The sequence below is a fragment of the Rhodococcus sp. H29-C3 genome (genome assembly GCF_030063405.1).
Classification (GTDB): Bacteria; Actinomycetota; Actinomycetes; order Mycobacteriales; family Mycobacteriaceae; genus Rhodococcoides.
The window spans coordinates 1-17,446 of the sequence record NZ_JASITC010000029.1 but is presented as its reverse complement, the minus strand read 5'-3'; the positions used below and the strand labels follow the sequence as shown (position 1 = coordinate 17,446).

Sequence of the window (17,446 nt, the reverse complement as noted above, 5' to 3'; positions counted from 1 at the left end):
CCGAAAATCCTCGACCTCCCCGACACCGCGTGGATCAACAAACCAGCAGAAACAACTGACACCGATCAAGAGCACGATTCGATAGCGGCGTAACACCCACTGGACTCATCCACCTTGACAAATTCCGAAGCAGCGACTGTGCTGTCGACTTTCTCGAGCATCTACTACCTCGGCCGAGAGGGTTCTCTACCTGTCGTCAGGGAGGGTGCCCTCAAGCTCAAGGAAATTTCTTACCTCCATGCGGAGGCTTATCACTCTGCGGAACTCAAGCACGGCCCCTTGGCCCTCGTCTCCGTCAACCACGCCTCAGTAGTCGTTCTCACCGATGACGAACCCGGAACACGGAGCGAGATGGCGATCTCTCAGACCGCAGCACGAGGCGGCACCGTGGTCGTGCTCGATCACTGCGAGCAACGCCGCCACCGCGAACCCGACGATGCGACCTGTGTGATTGCGGTTCCCTCCTTTCATCCTCTCTTGGATCACATACTGACCAGCGTCACCTTGCAACTGCTAGCGTACGACGTGGCCGTGAAGCTGCGTCGTGACGTTGACCGACCCCGCAATCTTGCCAAGAGCGTGACCGTCGAATGAGGACAAGTACTGCACCAATTGAACTGCGCAAGAGGAGTTTCGTCGTCTCGACTGCCAACTACCACACGGTTGCCAAGGCCGTGATCTTCGACTTGGACGGAGTGCTGGTCGATTCGCACCCGCAGATCGATCAAGCTCTGAGGCAGTGGGCGCGCAGCCGAAATGTCGATCTCACCCGATGGTGGCAAGAAGCACACGCACTGACCGACCCTGAGTTCATCGCGCTCGCCGCACCTCACCTCGACGTCGATCGCGAAACGCAGGCACTGCGTGTCTTGGAGTACGAGCTGGCCGGCACCGCTCGCCCGTATGACGGTGCGCAGCAAAGCTACGGATCCATGCCGACTGAAGTGACTTGCATTGTCACATCAGGATCCCGGGCGACAGTCCTGCGACGGATACGCGCTGCCGGTCTGCCCGAGCCCTCGATTCTTATTGCCGCAGAGGATGTTCGGCGCGGAAAGCCTCATCCTGAACCATATCTCACGGCACTCGAAGAAATGAACATCTCGGCTGGAGAGGCAATCGTGATCGAGGACTCTCCCGCCGGTGTTCGATCTGCATGCTCCGCAGGAATACCGGTGATTGGCATCGCGAGAACCCCGGCGGCCGCACGAGAGCTCGCTGACGAAAATCTGGTGGACCGCTTACCAGGCCTGACCTCCCTCTCAATTACAGAACATAGCCACACCGGCCCTTAACGCTCGGCTGAGTCGCTTTCCTTGCTGCAGTTCAAACTGGGGATTTGGGCCTGGCAGTGAGATTTTACGGATGGACAGTGGTCAGAGCCAAAGCCCGTCTACAAAATGTTGACCAGGACTCGCTGAGGCGGATCGAAGATCCGGCGCGTAGGAGGCTCGAACGTGACGGGCCAGTTCTCGCAGAGGTCGCTCATTGCGCCGCCGCCAGTCGCCGAGTCGTCCCGGTCCCGTCGGAGATGCCCTCGGCAGCGGGCGACCAGCGCAGGCCCTGTGCGCCGAAGCTCGGGGCGGTGAGAGTGAACCGGCCGGTGCGCTGGGAGATGCCGCGCCCGTGGACGGTGGTTTCGATGGTGATCGACCGCAGCTGGCCCCGACTTCCCTCGATGCCGCCGAAGGCAACGGGCCGAGAAGCGATCGTCAGATCCAGACCGGGCATGCGACCGTTGGTGATCGCGAGTACCCCTGCGTGCGTAGGTGTTCGGGCCAAGATGGACCGGGCACGAGTCGGCGGTACATCGCGCCCGTGCACCGTGCTGATCACCAGATCGATCCCGTCGATACAAATACTGGCAACTCCCCTGGTGTGGTGTGATCGGCGGTGAGGACCGGGCAGATATCAGCTGCCCGGTCCTCGGCAAGCAATGTCGATTCAGTTGCAGTAGCAGTGCAGACGAGAGCACTGAGGTTCGGGCAGAATCTCCACTTTCCAGGTGGGATCGTCGCCGCCGGTGTGATCGATGTCCGTCCACTCCCCGACGACGCCATAACCCCTTTCACGGAGCAACTGGGTGGCTTCGTCCGGTGTCCAGTCCATCGGTGCGTGCTCCTCGATACCTGTCGCGTCCAGGTACTCGATCTCGGTGCCGCCCCGCCGGATCGATACGCCCAGACCGTGTTCGGAGCGTTCGTCCGCGAGTGAGGAGGTGACTGCGGTGAGGTTCTGCTCGGTTTCTCTCATACCCCTAATTATACAGTCTCAAACTGTAAAGTCAAGGGCTGCAATGCATTTCATGCCGGTTCGGGCTCGATCAGTCGAACCTCTACCCGTGGCAGTCGCCTTGCAGATCGCAATCGAGTCACCCCGGCAGGTTGACCGACTCACACTCTGGAGCCGCTCAGGTGTCTCGGCGATCTTCTTCCAGTCCGCGGAGTCGATCGAGTTCGGCTCGTTGCAGTGCAATTTCTTCGCGTAGGTCGGTGGCGATCGCCTTCTGTTCGTCGAGTCGTTCGGTGTAGTCACGGCGTAGTTCGGCTTCGCGTTTGGTCGCATCGGTGCGCTGCTGGGCAAGTGTTATTGCATGGCTGCGGTTGTCGTCTTGGTGCGCGGCTCGCTCGGTGGCGAGATCCGTGCGCAGGGTTTTCGTTTCGGTGCGCAACTCGGCTACCTCGGCGTCCAGTCGACGGGTCTTCTCGTCGTAGCGGTCGACCGTCTCGCGGTGGCTGGTGTTGAGCGAGGTAACGATGGAGTCGTGACTGTCCTGGAGGGCGCTGATTTCGCGTCGCTGACGCGCATCGAGCTCACCCAGGGCCTGTTGGTGCGCTGCCTTCTGCTCCTCGATCTCGGTACGGGCGGCGGCGGCGGCTTTCTCGGCGGCGTCGGTCTGCTCCCATGCTTCGGCTGCGTCGACACGTAATTGGTCGTTCTCGGCATCGAGGGCGTTCGCGCGCACGGTCGCGGCGTGCGCTGCGGCTTCGGCTGTTGCTGCGCGTTCTTCGGCAGCGGAGACAGTGCGTGCTGTTTCGGCGCGCATGAGCTCGAGGCGTTGGTCGAGGGCTGTGGGGTCCGAGACGGTGCCGATCGCGGATTCGACCCGCTGCACCAGGGAGTTGAGGTGTCCGAACTGCGCTTCGAGCGCAGGTAGAACGGCTGCGAGGGACGCAACAGCAAGTTCTGGAGTTGCGGTGTCGGCGGCATCGAGGCCGGCGCCGGATGTGGTGCCGGCCTTCTGTGCGGCCCTTTCGCGGTGTGCCCGCACCCGATCGGCCGGTGTGGCGTGAATCTTGGGTCGGCCTGGCTTACGGGGCGGCTCGGCTGCGGTCATACCGAAACCATATCATTTCATTACGTTTCATTTCATTTCGGAAATGGAACGAAATAGAAACAGGCTGAGTGTCAGTTCCTTGTGTCAGTTCCTGTCAGTTCCCGCCATATGTGGCGGATTCCCAATGAATGTGGCGGCATCGTGGCGGGGCGGTTGCTGTATCTGGCGGCGATGATGTGTCGATGCTGGATCATGGCAAGCAGATAACTTGCGTCGAGGACGATGTCGCGATCCCCTCACGCCCGTGTCGGAATGGAAGGATCGAGCGCTCGGCGGCCGACGGCAACAGCGCCGATGATCAGGACGGCGGCGATTGTGTAGACGGCCACGTAGCTGCCGAGTCCGGTGATGCCGGTGAGGATCACACCGGAGAGGGCGAGGGTTGTCGAGGTCGACATGCTTTCGGATGCTTGGAGCGCGGAGCTGTCGTTGCCCTGACTATCGGGGGCGGAGCGTGCCATGACCGCGGCTGTGATGCGGGGGTAGGCCATCCCCATGCCGGTGCCCATGAGTACGCACCCGATGACGGTGACCGCGATCGAGGCACCGGCCATGAATGCCAGTGCGCCGACCGGGCCGCAGAGGACCAGCAGGGTGGCGCGGAGCACGGAGCGTCGGTCGTCTGTAGAGGCCGCGGCGCGGCCTTGCGCCCAGGCACCCAAAGCCCACCCGAGCGCCCCGATCGCGATGACGAGTCCGGCCCGGGACGGGGTGTAACCCCGTTCGTTCTGCAGGTAGAGCGGCAGGTATACGTCCGTGGCTGCGACCGCTGCACCGAGCAGACCACGCAGGGCGACCAGACCGGGAATGCCAGGCCTGGTCCGCAGGGTCCCGCGGGGCAGTAGCGCGCGAGCGATCAGCAGCAAAATGCCTGCGAATGCAGCGAGCGCGACAGCGTTGCTCGGCCACGGCTGTTGCCCGCCGAGATGCAGACCAACGAGACAGCCGGCTGCAGCGACTGCGTACCAGCCACGCCGTCCGAACACCGGCCATCTGCTCGGGTCCGAGCCGGAGGTAGGCGAGCCCTCCCCGCTGGGTTGGCGGGTCGCAGCGATCAAGGCGACCAGGGCTGCGGTCGACCCGGCCAGGACAGCGGCGAACACGATCCGCCAATTCCAGATCTCGGCGACCGCCCCCGCGACCAGGGGGCCAGCTATTGACGGCACGAGCCACGCGGTCGCGAGCAGTCCGAACATTCGGGCGCGCAGAGGTGCAGGGACGTTCCTGGCGATGATCACATACACCAGGACCGAAACGATGCCGCCCCCGAGACCTTGCAGGAACCGGCCGGCCAGGAAAGCTGGCATGCCGGGGGCGACGACGCACAGGGCGATGCCGGCCAGAAACAACCCGCCTCCCCACGTCAGTGGCGTCGTAATACCGGCGCGGTCAGCCCAGGCGCCGCCGGTGATCATGCCGATCAATGCGGCGGTAATAGTGGCCGCATACGCGAAGGAATACCAGCGCAAGCCACCGAGATCCGCAGCGACCGCAGGCAGGATCGTGGTGACGGCGAACGACTCGATCGCGATGAACGTCATTAATGCCAACGACCCGGCGACGACCGGCCAACGCTGGCTCGTCCACAACCGTTCCCCGCTGGCGTCGACGCTCATCGGGGGCCGGAGATCGTCAGAGCGATCTTGCCGCGCCCGTGACCGGTCTCGACGTCGCGATGCGCATCGGCCGCCTGATCCAACGCGTATGTGCGCCGCACGTGGATGCGCAGCGCGCCGCGGGCGACTCGGTCCATCAGATCGGTCAGCCTCTCAGCGGACCGGTCGCTGCGGAGCACGCGGCAGCCAAGCTCGCCCGCCAGTGCCATGTCGACGATCGTCGCGATCCGCTGCCGGTCTTCGACGAGCTCGATAGCCGTGCGCAGGTTGTCGTGACCGGCTGCGTCGAATGCGACGTCGACCCCATCCGGTGCCACCTTCCGGATCCGCTCGAGCTGGTCTGACCCGTACTCCACTGCGTTGGCACCTAGTTCGCGCAGGTACTCGTGGTTGGCGAGGCTCGCGGTCCCGATCACTCGGGCACCACGGTCGACGGCCAGCTGGACGAAGACGGTGCCCACTCCGCCGGCGGCGCCGTGCACCAACACAGTCTCGCCCGCTCGCACAGCGAGCACGTCGATGGCGGTGTGCGCGGTCTGCCCCGACGCCGACATCACCCCAGCTACCGTCCAGTCGACACCGGCCGGCTTGACCACGATCTGATCTGCAGGAACGGCGGCGAGCTCGGCATAGCAGCACAACGTTCGGAACCCAGCGACCTCCTCACCCACAGCCACATTGGTGACACCCGACCCCACAGCCTCGACGATGCCGGAGAACTCATTACCCAGAATCTGAGGAAAAGCGATGGTGGCACCTGGAGGGGTCCAGCCCGCTCGGATCGCGGCGTCGGTGAGCTGCACACCCGCCGCCATCACACGCACCAGTACCTCGCCGGGCAGTGGTTCCGGTGCCTCGACGTCGCGGACCCTGAGCACGTCCGCTGAACCGAAGGAGTCGATTGCTGCTGCTCGCATCGTTGTCATCGCGTTAACTCGGACGTGCGTGCCAATAGGTCGACCAGTTCGGTGACCGATCGGCTGCCGGCAAGATGGACCTCTCCGGAGATGACCGTCGGGACAGCACGAACACCCAGTCGATGCGCATCCTGCACGTCGCGGTCGACGTCCTCGTCGAAATCGCGGCCGGCCAGTATTCGTTCGACCACCGCATCGCCCAGCCCGACTTGCGAGCCGACGTCGACCAGCACGCTCGTACTCCCGAAATCCTCGTTCAAGTGGAAGTGACGGTCGAAGACGACCTCCCACGCCCCGTGGACGTCGATCCCCGGCGTCGCAGCGGCGAGCTTGAGCAAACGGTGTATGGGCCGGGAGTCGAAGATCCGGGCGGTGTCCATGGAGATCGTCAGTCCTTCTGCGCGGCCGGCGGCCTCGGTGCGCTCACGCGTGGCTTCGTACTGCGCGATGCTCATGCCCCAGTCATTGAGCGCGGCCTCGCGCACGGAGATGCCGGAGCGGGGAGGTCCGTCCGGTTCGAGCAGGAACGCACGATGCACGACCTTTGCTGGAGGTCCATCATTGTTGCCGGCCACCTGGTTCCGCGCTTCGGCGAGGCGTCGATGACCCACCCAGCACCATGGGCACCTCACATCAGCGAACACCTGGATGGTTCCTGGGTCGATGGTCATGCAGTCCTCCACACGTCGTGATCAGTAGATGGCTACACTTCACTTCATCAAGTCCACTTGATGTCAAGCGCAGCCGGAAATGGGGGCCTCCCGTGCCGCAGATCGACCCTGAACTCGTGTGGCTCAAGCCCGGGCAAGTCGCCGCCCGAACAGGAATCGCAGTCTCGGCGCTGCACTACTACGAAAGTCTCGGACTGATCACCAGCCGACGTACCGCCGGCAATCGCCGTGAGTATCGACGCGATACCCTGCGCCTCATTGCCTTCATTCGCACTGCACAACGCGTCGGAGTTTCCCTGGCCGACATCAAGAAAGCCGTCGATGGGCTCCCCGACGACGGCCTCCCAACCATCCGCGACTGGGCCCGCATCTCCCGCCAATGGCATGACGACCTCACCGCCCGCATCGTCGAGCTCACGGCACTGCGCGACACCTTCACCCACTGCATCGGCTGCGGCTGCCTCTCGCTCAAGGCGTGCCCCTACTCCAACCCCGATGATGTCCTCGGACTCGACGGCGTCGGACCACGAAAGTTCCCGTAAGACGGCTGTCCGCGAGCCCGAACCCTGGGCTGTCCGAATATCGGTCGATCCAGTCCTTGAGGCCTTATGCGGTTCCGGATTTTGTTCGGTGACCCGAGACGTAGGCCCACAGGGTTTCGACCGACGCCTCAGTCAAGAAAAGGCCTCAGCCGCACAGCGCTTTTCGGACGCTACGTCGCGGCGGCCAAGCTGATGATGTGCTGCGCGTGCTCTTCGCCCCAATCACCCAGTGTCCGTAGCGCATCGTTGAGGCCCTGGCCCAGCTCAGTCAACGAGTATTCGACGCGAGGTGGCACCTCTGCGAACACTTCGCGGTGCACGATGCCGTGCGACTGGAGTTCGCGTAGCTGCTGAGTCAGAACTTTTTCGCTGACGCCGGCCACCGATCGGCGGAGTACGCCGTGCCGTTTCGGACCATCGTGGAGTTGCCACAGAATCAAGGGCTTCCATTTTCCGCCGACGATGGAGACAGCCGCATCCAAGCCGCATGAGTATTTGCTTCCAGCGAAAGTTGCTGACATAGGGCAATACTGCCATTCGGGTGGCTACCGCACTTCAAGGTGGCTACTTGTGTGCCCGGCTGCTAGCACCCAATCTTGCGGTGTGAAGATTTCAGTTCTCGGGCTCGGGCACATGGGTGCCGCCATCGCTACACACCTGATCGATCAAGGCCACACGGTGACCGTGTGGAATCGCACCGCCTCACGTGCGATGTCCTTCGCAGGACGCGCAGTCATCGCTGCCAACGCAGCAGACGCTTTGGCTGGCGCGAACCTAGCCGTCGTGTCAACGCTGGACAACAGCGCAGCACGCAGCATCCTCGTTTCGGCGGGGGAACAAGCACGCGGGTCACTGGTGGTCAATCTCAGTTCGGACACTCCCGAAACAGCTCGGGTTTTGAGCGCCTGGGCGCTCGACCACGGAGTTCGCTACATCTCCGGCGTCATGCTGACGCCGTCGACGATCGTGGGGCAACGCGGATCAACCATGCTCATCGCAGGCGACGAAGCAGACCTCGACACTGCCATGCCAGTCCTGAGCACGATTGCTCCCAACGTGACCCCGCTGGGGAACGACCACGAGCTCCCCTCATCCTTCGACACAGCACTTCTTGGCGTGTTCTGGACGACGCTCGCAGCGTGGTCTCATGGCACGGCCCTGGCGAAAGCACACGGAATCGACGGTGAATCGATCGCGGCACGGCTGGCGGCGATGGTGCACCTCGCTGCAGAAATCGGCCCCAGCTTCGCGCGAGACGCCGACAACAAGCCTTATCCAGCCGAGACTTCAACTATCGCTTCTGCCGTCACAACGATGCAGCACGTGACTACCGCATCGAACGACGCTGGCGTGGACGTATCTCTTCCCACTGCGGTAACGGCCCTCTACGAACGCGCGGCGCGCGGACATGAGACCGAGGCTCCTTCGCGGGTTACCGAGGCAATGTGAGTGTGTCCGGGCGCGGACATCGGACGCAGGTCACGAGATGTGTCGATGCCTGAGCGTCGACCAAGATCAAGTAGGCATCGATGCGGTCGCTGCGTTGTCGAATGACTGACGGGCGCGGGCGATCTCGACTTGATGTTGCTCGGTCCAGCCGACGAGCGCCTGGATGGTTCCCAGCAGCGTGCGGCCGAGGTCGGACAACCTGTATTCGACACGGGGTGGGATCTCTGGATACATACGTCGGTCGATCAGCCCATCGCGCTCGAGATTACGCAGTGTGACGGTCAGCATTCTCGTGCTGATTCCGTCGATCTCACGGCTTAGCTCGCCGAATCGAAGCGTTTGCTCGGCGAGCAGGGCTATCACGAGCAGGGACCACTTGTCGGCGACTCGATCAAGAATCTGGCGCACCTCGCAATCTTCGCGTGTATCCCACTGAAATGCTTCGCGCCCATCCCGACAACATCCATCTGTGACCTGGTCACTTCCTGCGGGGTAACCGACTGACTTCAAAGTGCCTTCTTGTGTCATCCGTTCATGATGACCCACCCTGAACGCGGTTACAAGAAGTAACCAAGACATGTTTCGTCACCGAGGAGATTGCTGTGACCGAATCCGAAGCTGCCGTCGTCAGCGACCAGCTATCCCGACCGCGACGGGCGTGGGCAGGCAGTCCTTGCAGTCGTGACCGGCGCCCTGTTCCTCGAAGGTATCGACATCGCGATGCTCAACGTGGCAGTTCCCAGCATTGCCGCCGACATAGGCCTCGACACAGGCTCCGCTCACTGGGTGATCAGCGCGTATGTGCTTGCGTATGCCGGCTTCATGATCCTGGGTGGACGTGCCGCCGATGTACTCGGGCGAAGGCGCGTCTTCCTGACAGCCCTCGTTGTCTTCGCAGCATTCTCAGCGCTCGGTGGCATCGCACAGAACTCTTGGGTGCTGATTGTGGTCCGCTTCATCACCGGCGCCACCGCCGGATTCATGACTCCCGCCGGATTCAGCCTGTTGACGACCACATTCCCGGAGGGTGCTCTCCGCAACAAAGCCCTCGCGATCTACGGAGCGATCGGCGCATCAGGTTTTCTTCTCGGTGTGGTCGCAGGAGGTCTCCTCACGTCCTTGGACTGGCGCTTGGTGTTCTTCGCACCAGCGCTGCTAAGTCTCGCATTCTTCGCCGCAGGCTGGGCGTCCATCACCCCCGATCAACCGAGGTCGGAGGCAGCGGCACGCGAACACGGGCAGTTCGATATCGCAGGTGGCCTAACCCTCACCGCGGCAATGGTCAGCCTGGTCTACGGAATCGTCACACTCGGCGCAGATGCGGATAATCCACTGGTACCGATAGCTTTCGGCCTAGCGGCTGTCTTGGCAGTCACCTTCGTGGTCATCGAAAAACGAGCATCCAATCCCCTGATCCCTCCCGGGGTCCTGACAACCGGTCTGCTGCCGTGGGCGAGCTCGATCGGACTTCTGTTCATCGGTGCATTCTTTGCATGGCAGTTCGTACTGACGCTCTACCTCCAAGAACTGCTCGATTGGACGCCCCTCCAGACAGGGTTGGCGTTCTCCGCCATGGGAATCGAGTTGATCATCGCCCCGTTCCTGACACCGAAATTAGTCGAACGATTCGGCAACGTCACCGTGCTCGTGACCGGGCTGGCCGCAGTCACAGTCGGGTTCGTTTGCACGCTCCGACTCGACGCAGATTCAGGGTTTCTCGACCTGCTGCCATCGCTGCTCCTGCTGGGGGTGGCGTTCGCGTTCATCTACGGTCCTCTTACCGCCGTGGCCGTTGAGGGTGTCGACGAGAACGAGCACGGCGTTGCCGGCGGAATTGTGTACACAGGCTTTCAATTCGGTGCTGCTCTTGGGGTGTCAGCGGCGACCATCGTTCTCGTCGGAAGCGAACATGACGTTGCCCAACTTCACGACTATCAGCGAGCGTTGGTCGTTCCCGCTGTCGCTGCAGGCATGGCCCTTGTGATCGGGTTGCTGCTATCGGTTCGGCAGCGCACCCAGCCGACACCGGTAGCGGTCTGATGGCTCGGGTAGTGCCGTACCGTCAGGTCGCGGCCGATGCCGCCTCGATCATCGGTGACACCGTCTACGCAACGATGACGACGGTCGACAAGCTCGGCCGTCCGCGGTCGCGAGCTCTCATCATGGTGTGGAAGCTCGAGGTACCTTCGATCGGTGACGAACACGACCGCTGCTTACTCTGGCCGTGCAGAGGAGTACACCGACCTCCTTGGCTCAATGTCAGCAGTGCACCCGTCGGACCGCCAGATCATCGACTCGTGGGCCGAGCGCCTCAGCGGACGGGTCCTGGACGCCGGATGCGGGCCCGGGCACTGGACGAACCACCTGGCAGGGCTTGGACTCGACGTCCGCGGTATCGACCTCGTGCCGTCCTTCATCTCCCACGCCAAGTCGACATACCCCAGCATCCGGTTTGATCTTCAGAGCATCGATGACATCGTCGAGGCCGATGGGTCGCTGGGTGGTGTCCTGTCCTGGTTCTCGACTATTCACCACGATCCATCGTCAATTGCTGTACCACTCGCTGAGTTCGGACGGGTGCTTCAGCCTGGTGGCCAGCTCGTACTGGGCTACTTCAGTGGCCGATCAATCGAATCGTTCGATCATGCCGTCGCGAGTGCCTATCGGTGGCCGGCCGAGGAATTGCATACCCTGCTGAATGCGGCAGGGTTCGACGTCCTAGAGACGCACGTGCGGGAAGCTCGAAACGAACGGGCCGTGGGGGCGATCGTGTGCGAACGACGTTCCGCAGTGGCTGGACCGACCCCATCCGGGCCTGACAACCCGGATACAGCGCCGAGTGCGACGGCGACGGCTGCGAGTAACTCGGTGGGTACGCGCCGATCAGACGGACGCTGACCTCGCTCATCGCAAAACCCACACTCGCATAAACCTTTTGGTACGAGGAACACAAGGATTAGCCTCGCCACCGGCTTAGGATTAGAAAAAGAGTAGGTTCCCTGATGTCGATTGGTTTCGGGAAGGCGCGCCGGGGCGTTTGGGCGGCGGAGTTCCCCTGTCTGATCTGAGAACTAGATCAATCCCCCGGAAACTGTCTGTCGGAATTGGCGCAAACTCCTTCGGAATTCGGCCCCGCCAACACCACTGCGGGCGCACTGGCGATCAAGAATCCGCCAGATCCGATGAGAAGGATCGACTGACGTTACATCTGGAGCATGTGGCGGACTGCAGGTCAACCCACCGGGCCCCGCCACATTGGATGAGAAGCCACAGTTCCCCGCTGTATGTGAGCCGGTCTGCACGAGCCCTGGTTATGCGCGACCCACGCCGAGATCATCGCGCACGTACCAAGCGATCCAAAACGCTGGAAACAACACTGCGGCCGCGATCGACAGGGGCAGGTTGTGAGAGCGTCGGTACTGTCCGACTCCGGTCAGCAGAGCGACAAGTGTCAAAAATAGTGCCGGTACCGACAGTAGGCCGATCGTCATCACGGTCATCATGCCTGCCTTCCTCGCAGCCTTTGTTTGGCGAACACTACCGGCGTGGATTAGTGACAAAGTTTTTCTTGTAGCGGCGATAAAAAATCCGCCACACGCAGTGAGAAAAATTGACTGACGTTGCTCCTGACGTATGTGGCGACCGCAGGTCAAACCGCCGAGCTTCGCCACATTCGATGACAAGTCACAGTATGTGTCAGTTCTCGGTCGATGTGGCGAATCCTCACATGAACTATCGGTGTGGTGGCGAGTTCTCATCGAATGTGGCGAGGATGATGTTTCGGTGATGGAACGACAGGTAGAGCAGACAGGGTCTGCCGGAGGATTTTGGAGCGGTGCTGGTTACCGAGGGTGGCACGGAGCGGCGGGTGCCATGGGTCACATCCCCCTTTGCAGGTACGAGATGCGCAGACATCTCCTCGATGGATGTTTTCGAGACTGGACGAACACGTTCAAGGGTTGGACCAGGTTGACCAACCTTTATCGCTCGCTAACCGCGACCGACGTTCCGTTGTGCCGACGACTAAAAGGCATAAGTAACTTTTATAAACCGCGCGCTCTGTTTTCTATTGCGGTACCTTCGAATCGATCACACTTTATCTCTGGGAGGTTCACCCAATGAAGCTGTCCACCAATACTTTTAATCACGCCGCACGTGCAGCTGTATGTGCGGTCGGTGCGAGCGCATTGATGCTGGCTGGAGCAGGCGCGGCGTCTGCGCAGTCGCAGACGGGCTGGGTCGGTCCCACGCCCCCTAAAGGCGGGGTGGTGTACCTGCACAGTTCGACCATCACCGACACTCCGGCGCTGGCCGCATCGACCGCTCTATATCCGAGCTTCGGGCAGTCGGTGCCGTCTTTTCGGATGGGAGTGCAGTCGCGTTTGTTCAAGTCCGGTGTCCTGTGCCAGATCACGCCATGGCAGTACAACCCAAATTCCACTGCACGCTTGGAGAACAAGACCAGTGGCAACTGTGGAACAGGTTCGTACAATAGTCACGGATTCGTGCAGGTCAGTGACGGTGAGACGTGGTCCAACTATGTGACGTTCCCGACGAACCCGATCGACTTCACGGCCCCACCCGCGGTAGGTTCCCGATCGGCCAAGGGTGACTCGCCGACCACAGACCTATCCATCGCCACCAATGACAGCGGTAAGACGTTCGGCTCTGCGGCGAACGCCAATTCCCCGGAGTCCGTTCCGGATCTGATCGCCAGCTACGGCGCAGACGGAACATTCGGATATGTCAAAGCAGACGACGTATCCGCAGTCGAGAAGACTGCCGCATCGGTTCCGTTGTACACCTCGGACGGCGTCACCGTCGTCGGATCACTCGATGTGAAGTGAATGCATGAAAAGATCTAGCGTGCAACGCCATCCGCTGCGCTCTCGATCGCGCCTGCCGATCGGGCTACTCAGCGCCGTGTGTTTAGCTATGTCATCGGCGGTCATGATCCCCGCCGCAGCTGCTGCCCAACCGGCGGCATCCGGCGGCGAATCCTGTCCGGTGGAGTCGTTCAACAACGGTGAATGCCTCGTAGGAATGACGACTCCAGGAGTGAGCGCATTGACCGCGGGTGTCCAGGCCGCTGTCCGTTCAGGCCGCGACGATGTAGTCGACAAGTTTGCCACCCAGCCATTCGTCACCGACGAGATGCGCGTAGAAATCGCCGCCGCACGCACCAACGTCCCGGAGGTGGTGTACGTCAGCGATGAGCGACCACCGGAACCTGGAACCGTTGTTCCATTCGGTGGCAGCGACGGGCAAGTCACCGGCCCTTACAATTGGCAAATACAACATAGTCAGCCAATCGAAACATGCGACGACCAGGGGTGCCGCGTGAAGGATTGGGCTGACATCACCTTCCAATTAGGAATCTTTCAGGTCAAAAAGTCGGTGCTGAGTGGCGAATTCAACTCACGGAACCAGATAGGCCGGTTCGGGGTCAAAGACATGACCTGCCAAGTGAAGAAAGACGTCACACGCGGGATCGACCCTGTCCGCGGATCGTTCCCCACCTGCACAGGCACTGCAAATACGATGAATTATCAGATCTTCGAGTCGACGGTGATCAACACGATCGCCGAGAAAGAGCAGAACTGGCTCTATATAAAGTTCGAGTCGTACGATTCTAGTGTAGGGGTCTCGTTCGGAGAGTTCGAGTACAAGAGTCGGAACTGGACCAAGGACGCCGGTGGAGGGCAGTACTTCTACGTGTCGTGACACTCTATATCGGGAGGAGAACTCTATGTACCCGTATGCCCGAGAGAGGCTAGCTGGACTTGACTCGGTCTTGTGGGCGATCGACAACCGTGTTGAACTGCAGGAGCTGGCTATCGGTTCAGCTGATGAGGCAGAGTTGATTGCGTCGTTGAAACGCCTGCATCAGTTCGATGACGACCAATGCAATTTCGTGATTTCACTCTCGGCCGGACACATGACGAAGAAGTACCGGATTCAGCTTTCGGAGGAGCGAGAACGGCTGCGTGAGGAACTCGTAGGCGAAAGCTAGGTGCGTTACGCGTCGGCGGCGCATTTTTCCCTTTTTCGATGAAGAATGCGCTGGCGCGCAGCGCCTTTCATCGCGTTCTTCGACTACGCCCCGTCGTTGTGTGCTCTGCGGGCCCACCTGTGGTGGTGGTCTTCGGATGATCGAGATGAGTGCGTAGGGCCGAAACTCCGAGTGTGCGCAAGGCCGCGGCATCATGCACGGGGATACCCTCTGATGCGAGTCGGGCGAGGTCATCGGCGTCGTCGTCGATGAAGGCGCGTAGCCAGGCGGGCTGTCTGTTTGTGACGGCGCGGGTGTGGGCACGTTTGATGCGCCATGCGGTTTGTGGATGCTGCGCGAATTCGGTGGTCGGCCGGGTCAGCAGCGCCCTTCCTGCTGGAAAATCTCGGTCGGCGAGCCACAGTCTGGTTGCTGCGCGAGTGTACGCAGGACGGGTGGTGGAGTAGACGAGTGTGTATCCCAGGGACTCGATCGCCGAGGCGAGATCATGGCCGGCCTCGATGACGGCGGCATCGGGGATGTGGGCGAAGAATTCTCGCCATCGCTGCACGGCTGGAATGTCGGCATCGCGCAGCACTTCATCGTGTGGGCTGAGGTCGGCCAGGACACCGTCGATGTCGATCATTACCACTCGGTCGTCACCGGGGCGGTCGCGGTGAGACTGTCCGCGGCGGGTGTTCCGGGTACGTGAGATCGTGCTGGTGCTGTCCATGTCTTCGTTCTTACCCCACCGCGCCGACTCTCCTGGGCACCCGCGCGGGGGTTCGTGCCATCGCCTTACTGCAGCTGGGTGCTGTGTGCGCTTTCGAACGACCGGGCCGGATCAAGGTTTGCCGGCGGCGGCAAGCACCATGTCGAGCGATTCGGTGTAATCCCTCCGGATCGTCGCAGGCAGACCTGAAGACAGTGCCAGCAATCGGTTTCCTACCAGCGACACCGACAGGACCCGCACGAACTTCTCCGCAGTGAATCCTTCACGCAGCAAACTTGATTCGACTGCTCGCTTCGCTAAGTCGAGCGCAGCAGCTTCCCACGCCCGCAGTGGATTTCGGTCACGAAATTCTGGTTCGAAACCGAGTCTGGTCTCCGCACGCACCGCGACTTCGGCGACGAATGCTTGGGCTGCGTCGTCGACGAGGCCGGTGATCGCATCGAGCGGATCCATCCCAGTAGCGGGGCACCAGCGGACCGCGATGGCGCTGTACACCTCGGCAGCGACATCGCAAACTGCTCCGGCCAACTGTTGTTTGGACGTGAAGTGGAAATACATAGCGCCTTTGGTGCAAGCACTGTCGTCGAGGATTTTGCTGATGGAGGCAGCGGCGTAGCTGTGCACGGCGAATTCGGTTGCCGCGACGGCGAGCAGTGACGCGCGGGTTTTGAGGGCACGTTCCTGGGTCATCGAGCCGCGCCTACGTAGGCGCGGTCGTCAGCGGCTACTGCTTCGTACTCCTCGACCAACTGACCAAATCCTGCATCGGTACCGTGCTCGTCCCCGTTTCGCTCGGCGTTGGTCTGCGGGTCGTGTTCGAGCGCGGCAGGCTCGATGCTCCGCTCACTGGCGATGTTCTTCTGTACATCGGTCCATGTCTTGATGTGCCGTGACACCGTCGAGGTGTGCACGTCGAGGTGTCGAGCGATGGAGCTGATGGACCAGTCGGGGTTGGTGAGGTAGAGGTTGACGCTGGTCCACACCGCAGGCTTCAGCATGCCGTTGTCGAGATCCTCGGCAATGCCCAGTATTGCTGCAGGCTGCTCGGTTTCATGGTGGTGAGGGTTATCAATCTCGGCGGCGTCGGCGACTACGTCCTCGGCGGGGGCCTCGAGGAGTGCAGCGACGCGGCGGCGGCGTGGTGCGCGCAGGACGACTGCGACGATCTCGCTCATCGTCAGAACCATCGCTGGCGCTAATGCTGCTATTGCTGCTGCGACGGCTGCGTTGAGGACCGTGGCGGTCAGCACGGCGTGGTAGGCGTTGCCCGCGATGGACAGGATCGCCGAGACGGTCAGCACGGCCACGACGAGTCGCCGGCCTCGTTTGGTGGCGTCGTCGGTGTGCTGAGAGAGGGCGATTCGGATGACGGCGGCGGCGAGGATCGGGCCGTCGAGAGCGACGGGGATGACCCAGGCGTCGGCGGGGTGGATGCCGGCCATGACGGCGAGGTCGAGCAGGGTGGAGAAGGACAGTTTGAACGAGGCCGCGCCGACGATGATGGCGATGGCCAGGCCGGTGATCAGTGCGCCGGTCAACACGCGGGGGTGGATGTCGAGGGTGTCCTCGCTGGTGGCGTCGAGGTCGGGGGTATTAGCGTTGTTCATTGATCGCAGGTCCTATCTCTGTGATCGACCGGCCCCGGTGGTGTTCGCGCACTGCCGGGGCTCTCGGGTCGGGATGAGTCGGTGTCAGGGTGCTTCGAGGTGGAGTCGTTCTCGGCCGTATTGCCTGCATACGTCGTGGGTGGCGTGTGCCGCCGAGTCGGATGTCAGTTTTAGAAGACGACTGCACGAGTCCAGAAGTGGAGTGCACTTACTCGGCTGATTCGGTGAGTGAGTCTCGTTCGGCTCTGGCGAGTTGAAGGTTTTTGTAGAGCGCGGATCTCTTCAAACCGTTGTTCTTGCAGAGTGTTTCGATCTTGAATCGCCGTGTTTCGTACATCCGGAGCAGGTAGGCGCGCTCCTCCGGGGTGAGCGTGTGTGGACGCCCCTTCATCCTGCCCGCCGCGCCAGCCGCCGCGATTGCATCCCTTGTCCTGGACCTGATCAGGTCGGATTCGATTATGTGGACACAAGGAAAATGTCAAGTCGCTTTGCCGACGGTTAGGTGACGGCTATTCGACTTGCCCAGTTCACCGGGATGATCCGTCGGATCGTCCCTACGAGACTGCGAAGCCTGTGCCCCGG

Annotated in this window: 22 protein-coding genes; 9 read left to right on the top strand and 13 right to left on the bottom strand. The window is 61.7% G+C overall.

The genetic code is table 11. The features are described from left to right. The first annotated feature begins 138 nt into the window (after positions 1-138). Together QMK32_RS24500 and QMK32_RS24495 are read left to right on the top strand one after the other, a co-directional pair. Positions 139-594, top strand: coding sequence for an SIS domain-containing protein (locus QMK32_RS24500; protein WP_283478152.1), 456 nt, complete (start codon positions 139-141; stop codon positions 592-594). Next, complete coding sequence (locus QMK32_RS24495; protein WP_283478151.1) at positions 591-1,295, top strand: HAD family hydrolase; 705 nt, start codon at positions 591-593, stop codon at positions 1,293-1,295. The genes QMK32_RS24500 and QMK32_RS24495 overlap by 4 nt, the downstream gene beginning before the upstream one ends. Before the next feature lie 190 nt (positions 1,296-1,485). On the opposite strand, the gene QMK32_RS24490 is transcribed toward QMK32_RS24495, so the two are convergent. From QMK32_RS24490 to QMK32_RS24465, 6 genes are all read right to left on the bottom strand, one after another. Beyond that, positions 1,486-1,836, bottom strand: coding sequence for a hypothetical protein (locus tag QMK32_RS24490; protein WP_283478150.1), 351 nt, complete (start codon positions 1,834-1,836; stop codon positions 1,486-1,488). A gap of 108 nt (positions 1,837-1,944) precedes the next feature. Next, positions 1,945-2,253, bottom strand: coding sequence for a hypothetical protein (locus QMK32_RS24485; RefSeq protein ID WP_283478149.1), 309 nt, complete (start codon positions 2,251-2,253; stop codon positions 1,945-1,947). A 157-nt stretch (positions 2,254-2,410) separates the two neighbouring features. Next, positions 2,411-3,337 (bottom strand): hypothetical protein, encoded by a 927-nt coding sequence (locus QMK32_RS24480; RefSeq protein ID WP_283478147.1) that lies wholly within the window; start codon positions 3,335-3,337, stop codon positions 2,411-2,413. 236 nt (positions 3,338-3,573) lie between these two features. Next, positions 3,574-4,953 carry an MFS transporter gene (locus tag QMK32_RS24475; RefSeq protein WP_283478146.1) on the bottom strand — a complete coding sequence of 460 codons (1,380 nt, stop codon included), beginning with the start codon at positions 4,951-4,953 and terminating at the stop codon, positions 3,574-3,576. Continuing rightward, a complete protein-coding gene (locus QMK32_RS24470) occupies positions 4,950-5,879 on the bottom strand; it encodes an NADP-dependent oxidoreductase (protein WP_283478145.1) in 930 nt (309 codons plus the stop codon). The genes QMK32_RS24475 and QMK32_RS24470 overlap by 4 nt, the downstream gene beginning before the upstream one ends. Next, a complete protein-coding gene (locus QMK32_RS24465; protein WP_283478144.1) occupies positions 5,876-6,541 on the bottom strand; it encodes a DsbA family oxidoreductase in 666 nt (221 codons plus the stop codon). The genes QMK32_RS24470 and QMK32_RS24465 overlap by 4 nt, the downstream gene beginning before the upstream one ends. A 92-nt stretch (positions 6,542-6,633) precedes the next feature. Here QMK32_RS24465 and soxR point away from each other — a divergent pair, with 92 nt between their 5' ends. After that, entirely contained in the window at positions 6,634-7,083 is a 450-nt protein-coding gene (gene soxR, locus QMK32_RS24460) for a redox-sensitive transcriptional activator SoxR (RefSeq protein ID WP_349307592.1), read from the top strand. A 170-nt stretch (positions 7,084-7,253) separates the two neighbouring features. On the opposite strand, the gene QMK32_RS24455 is transcribed toward soxR, so the two are convergent. Next, entirely contained in the window at positions 7,254-7,604 is a 351-nt protein-coding gene (locus QMK32_RS24455) for a winged helix-turn-helix transcriptional regulator (protein ID WP_283478143.1), read from the bottom strand. An 82-nt stretch (positions 7,605-7,686) separates the two neighbouring features. Here QMK32_RS24455 and QMK32_RS24450 point away from each other — a divergent pair, with 82 nt between their 5' ends. Beyond that, positions 7,687-8,532, top strand: coding sequence for an NAD(P)-dependent oxidoreductase (locus QMK32_RS24450; protein ID WP_283478142.1), 846 nt, complete (start codon positions 7,687-7,689; stop codon positions 8,530-8,532). 66 nt (positions 8,533-8,598) lie between these two features. On the opposite strand, the gene QMK32_RS24445 is transcribed toward QMK32_RS24450, so the two are convergent. After that, positions 8,599-8,940 (bottom strand): winged helix-turn-helix transcriptional regulator, encoded by a 342-nt coding sequence (locus tag QMK32_RS24445; protein WP_283478141.1) that lies wholly within the window; start codon positions 8,938-8,940, stop codon positions 8,599-8,601. Positions 8,941-9,213: 273 nt separating this feature from the next. Between QMK32_RS24445 and QMK32_RS24440 the strand changes: the two genes are divergently transcribed. Together QMK32_RS24440 and QMK32_RS24435 are read left to right on the top strand one after the other, a co-directional pair. Next, positions 9,214-10,572 (top strand): MFS transporter, encoded by a 1,359-nt coding sequence (locus QMK32_RS24440; RefSeq protein WP_283478140.1) that lies wholly within the window; start codon positions 9,214-9,216, stop codon positions 10,570-10,572. A 153-nt stretch (positions 10,573-10,725) separates the two neighbouring features. Continuing rightward, positions 10,726-11,430 carry a class I SAM-dependent methyltransferase gene (locus tag QMK32_RS24435; protein WP_283478139.1) on the top strand — a complete coding sequence of 235 codons (705 nt, stop codon included), beginning with the start codon at positions 10,726-10,728 and terminating at the stop codon, positions 11,428-11,430. 413 nt (positions 11,431-11,843) lie between these two features. Here QMK32_RS24435 and QMK32_RS24430 read toward each other — a convergent pair whose 3' ends face one another. Next, on the bottom strand, positions 11,844-12,035 hold the full coding sequence (locus QMK32_RS24430; RefSeq protein ID WP_283478138.1) for a hypothetical protein: 192 nt from the start codon (positions 12,033-12,035) through the stop codon (positions 11,844-11,846). A 615-nt stretch (positions 12,036-12,650) separates the two neighbouring features. Here QMK32_RS24430 and QMK32_RS24425 point away from each other — a divergent pair. Genes QMK32_RS24425 through QMK32_RS24415 form a run of 3 tightly spaced genes read left to right on the top strand, consistent with a single transcriptional unit; the run spans position 12,651 to position 14,545 of the window. Then, positions 12,651-13,379, top strand: a complete 729-nt coding sequence (locus QMK32_RS24425) for a hypothetical protein (RefSeq protein WP_283478137.1) — start codon at positions 12,651-12,653, stop codon at positions 13,377-13,379. Between the two features lie 4 nt (positions 13,380-13,383). After that, positions 13,384-14,256 (top strand): hypothetical protein, encoded by an 873-nt coding sequence (locus QMK32_RS24420; protein WP_283478136.1) that lies wholly within the window; start codon positions 13,384-13,386, stop codon positions 14,254-14,256. A gap of 25 nt (positions 14,257-14,281) precedes the next feature. After that, on the top strand, positions 14,282-14,545 hold the full coding sequence (locus tag QMK32_RS24415; protein WP_283478135.1) for a hypothetical protein: 264 nt from the start codon (positions 14,282-14,284) through the stop codon (positions 14,543-14,545). 67 nt (positions 14,546-14,612) lie between these two features. Here QMK32_RS24415 and QMK32_RS24410 read toward each other — a convergent pair whose 3' ends face one another. The 4 genes from QMK32_RS24410 to QMK32_RS24395 all read right to left on the bottom strand — a co-directional run bounded on the left by QMK32_RS24410 (position 14,613) and on the right by QMK32_RS24395 (position 17,255). Then, on the bottom strand, positions 14,613-15,257 hold the full coding sequence (locus tag QMK32_RS24410; protein ID WP_283478134.1) for an HAD family hydrolase: 645 nt from the start codon (positions 15,255-15,257) through the stop codon (positions 14,613-14,615). 111 nt (positions 15,258-15,368) lie between these two features. Beyond that, entirely contained in the window at positions 15,369-15,947 is a 579-nt protein-coding gene (locus tag QMK32_RS24405) for a TetR family transcriptional regulator (protein WP_283478133.1), read from the bottom strand. Further along, positions 15,944-16,864, bottom strand: a complete 921-nt coding sequence (locus QMK32_RS24400) for a DUF2637 domain-containing protein (RefSeq protein WP_283478132.1) — start codon at positions 16,862-16,864, stop codon at positions 15,944-15,946. Before QMK32_RS24400 ends, QMK32_RS24405 begins: the two co-directional genes overlap by 4 nt. Before the next feature lie 208 nt (positions 16,865-17,072). Beyond that, a complete protein-coding gene (locus QMK32_RS24395) occupies positions 17,073-17,255 on the bottom strand; it encodes a hypothetical protein (protein ID WP_283478131.1) in 183 nt (60 codons plus the stop codon). Positions 17,256-17,446 lie beyond the last annotated feature (191 nt).

Coding starts and splice junctions, on each gene's coding strand:
- QMK32_RS24455 (WP_283478143.1), bottom strand. CDS start 7,604: ATGTCAGCAACTTTCGCTGGAAGCAAATACTCATGCGGCTTGGATGCG.
- QMK32_RS24395 (WP_283478131.1), bottom strand. CDS start 17,255: ATGAAGGGGCGTCCACACACGCTCACCCCGGAGGAGCGCGCCTACCTG.
- QMK32_RS24495 (WP_283478151.1), top strand. CDS start 591: ATGAGGACAAGTACTGCACCAATTGAACTGCGCAAGAGGAGTTTCGTC.
- QMK32_RS24400 (WP_283478132.1), bottom strand. CDS start 16,864: ATGAACAACGCTAATACCCCCGACCTCGACGCCACCAGCGAGGACACC.
- QMK32_RS24415 (WP_283478135.1), top strand. CDS start 14,282: ATGTACCCGTATGCCCGAGAGAGGCTAGCTGGACTTGACTCGGTCTTG.
- QMK32_RS24485 (WP_283478149.1), bottom strand. CDS start 2,253: ATGAGAGAAACCGAGCAGAACCTCACCGCAGTCACCTCCTCACTCGCG.
- QMK32_RS24425 (WP_283478137.1), top strand. CDS start 12,651: ATGAAGCTGTCCACCAATACTTTTAATCACGCCGCACGTGCAGCTGTA.
- QMK32_RS24405 (WP_283478133.1), bottom strand. CDS start 15,947: ATGACCCAGGAACGTGCCCTCAAAACCCGCGCGTCACTGCTCGCCGTC.
- QMK32_RS24475 (WP_283478146.1), bottom strand. CDS start 4,953: ATGAGCGTCGACGCCAGCGGGGAACGGTTGTGGACGAGCCAGCGTTGG.
- QMK32_RS24420 (WP_283478136.1), top strand. CDS start 13,384: ATGAAAAGATCTAGCGTGCAACGCCATCCGCTGCGCTCTCGATCGCGC.
- QMK32_RS24470 (WP_283478145.1), bottom strand. CDS start 5,879: ATGACAACGATGCGAGCAGCAGCAATCGACTCCTTCGGTTCAGCGGAC.
- QMK32_RS24410 (WP_283478134.1), bottom strand. CDS start 15,257: ATGGACAGCACCAGCACGATCTCACGTACCCGGAACACCCGCCGCGGA.
- QMK32_RS24480 (WP_283478147.1), bottom strand. CDS start 3,337: ATGACCGCAGCCGAGCCGCCCCGTAAGCCAGGCCGACCCAAGATTCAC.
- QMK32_RS24465 (WP_283478144.1), bottom strand. CDS start 6,541: ATGACCATCGACCCAGGAACCATCCAGGTGTTCGCTGATGTGAGGTGC.
- QMK32_RS24430 (WP_283478138.1), bottom strand. CDS start 12,035: ATGATGACCGTGATGACGATCGGCCTACTGTCGGTACCGGCACTATTT.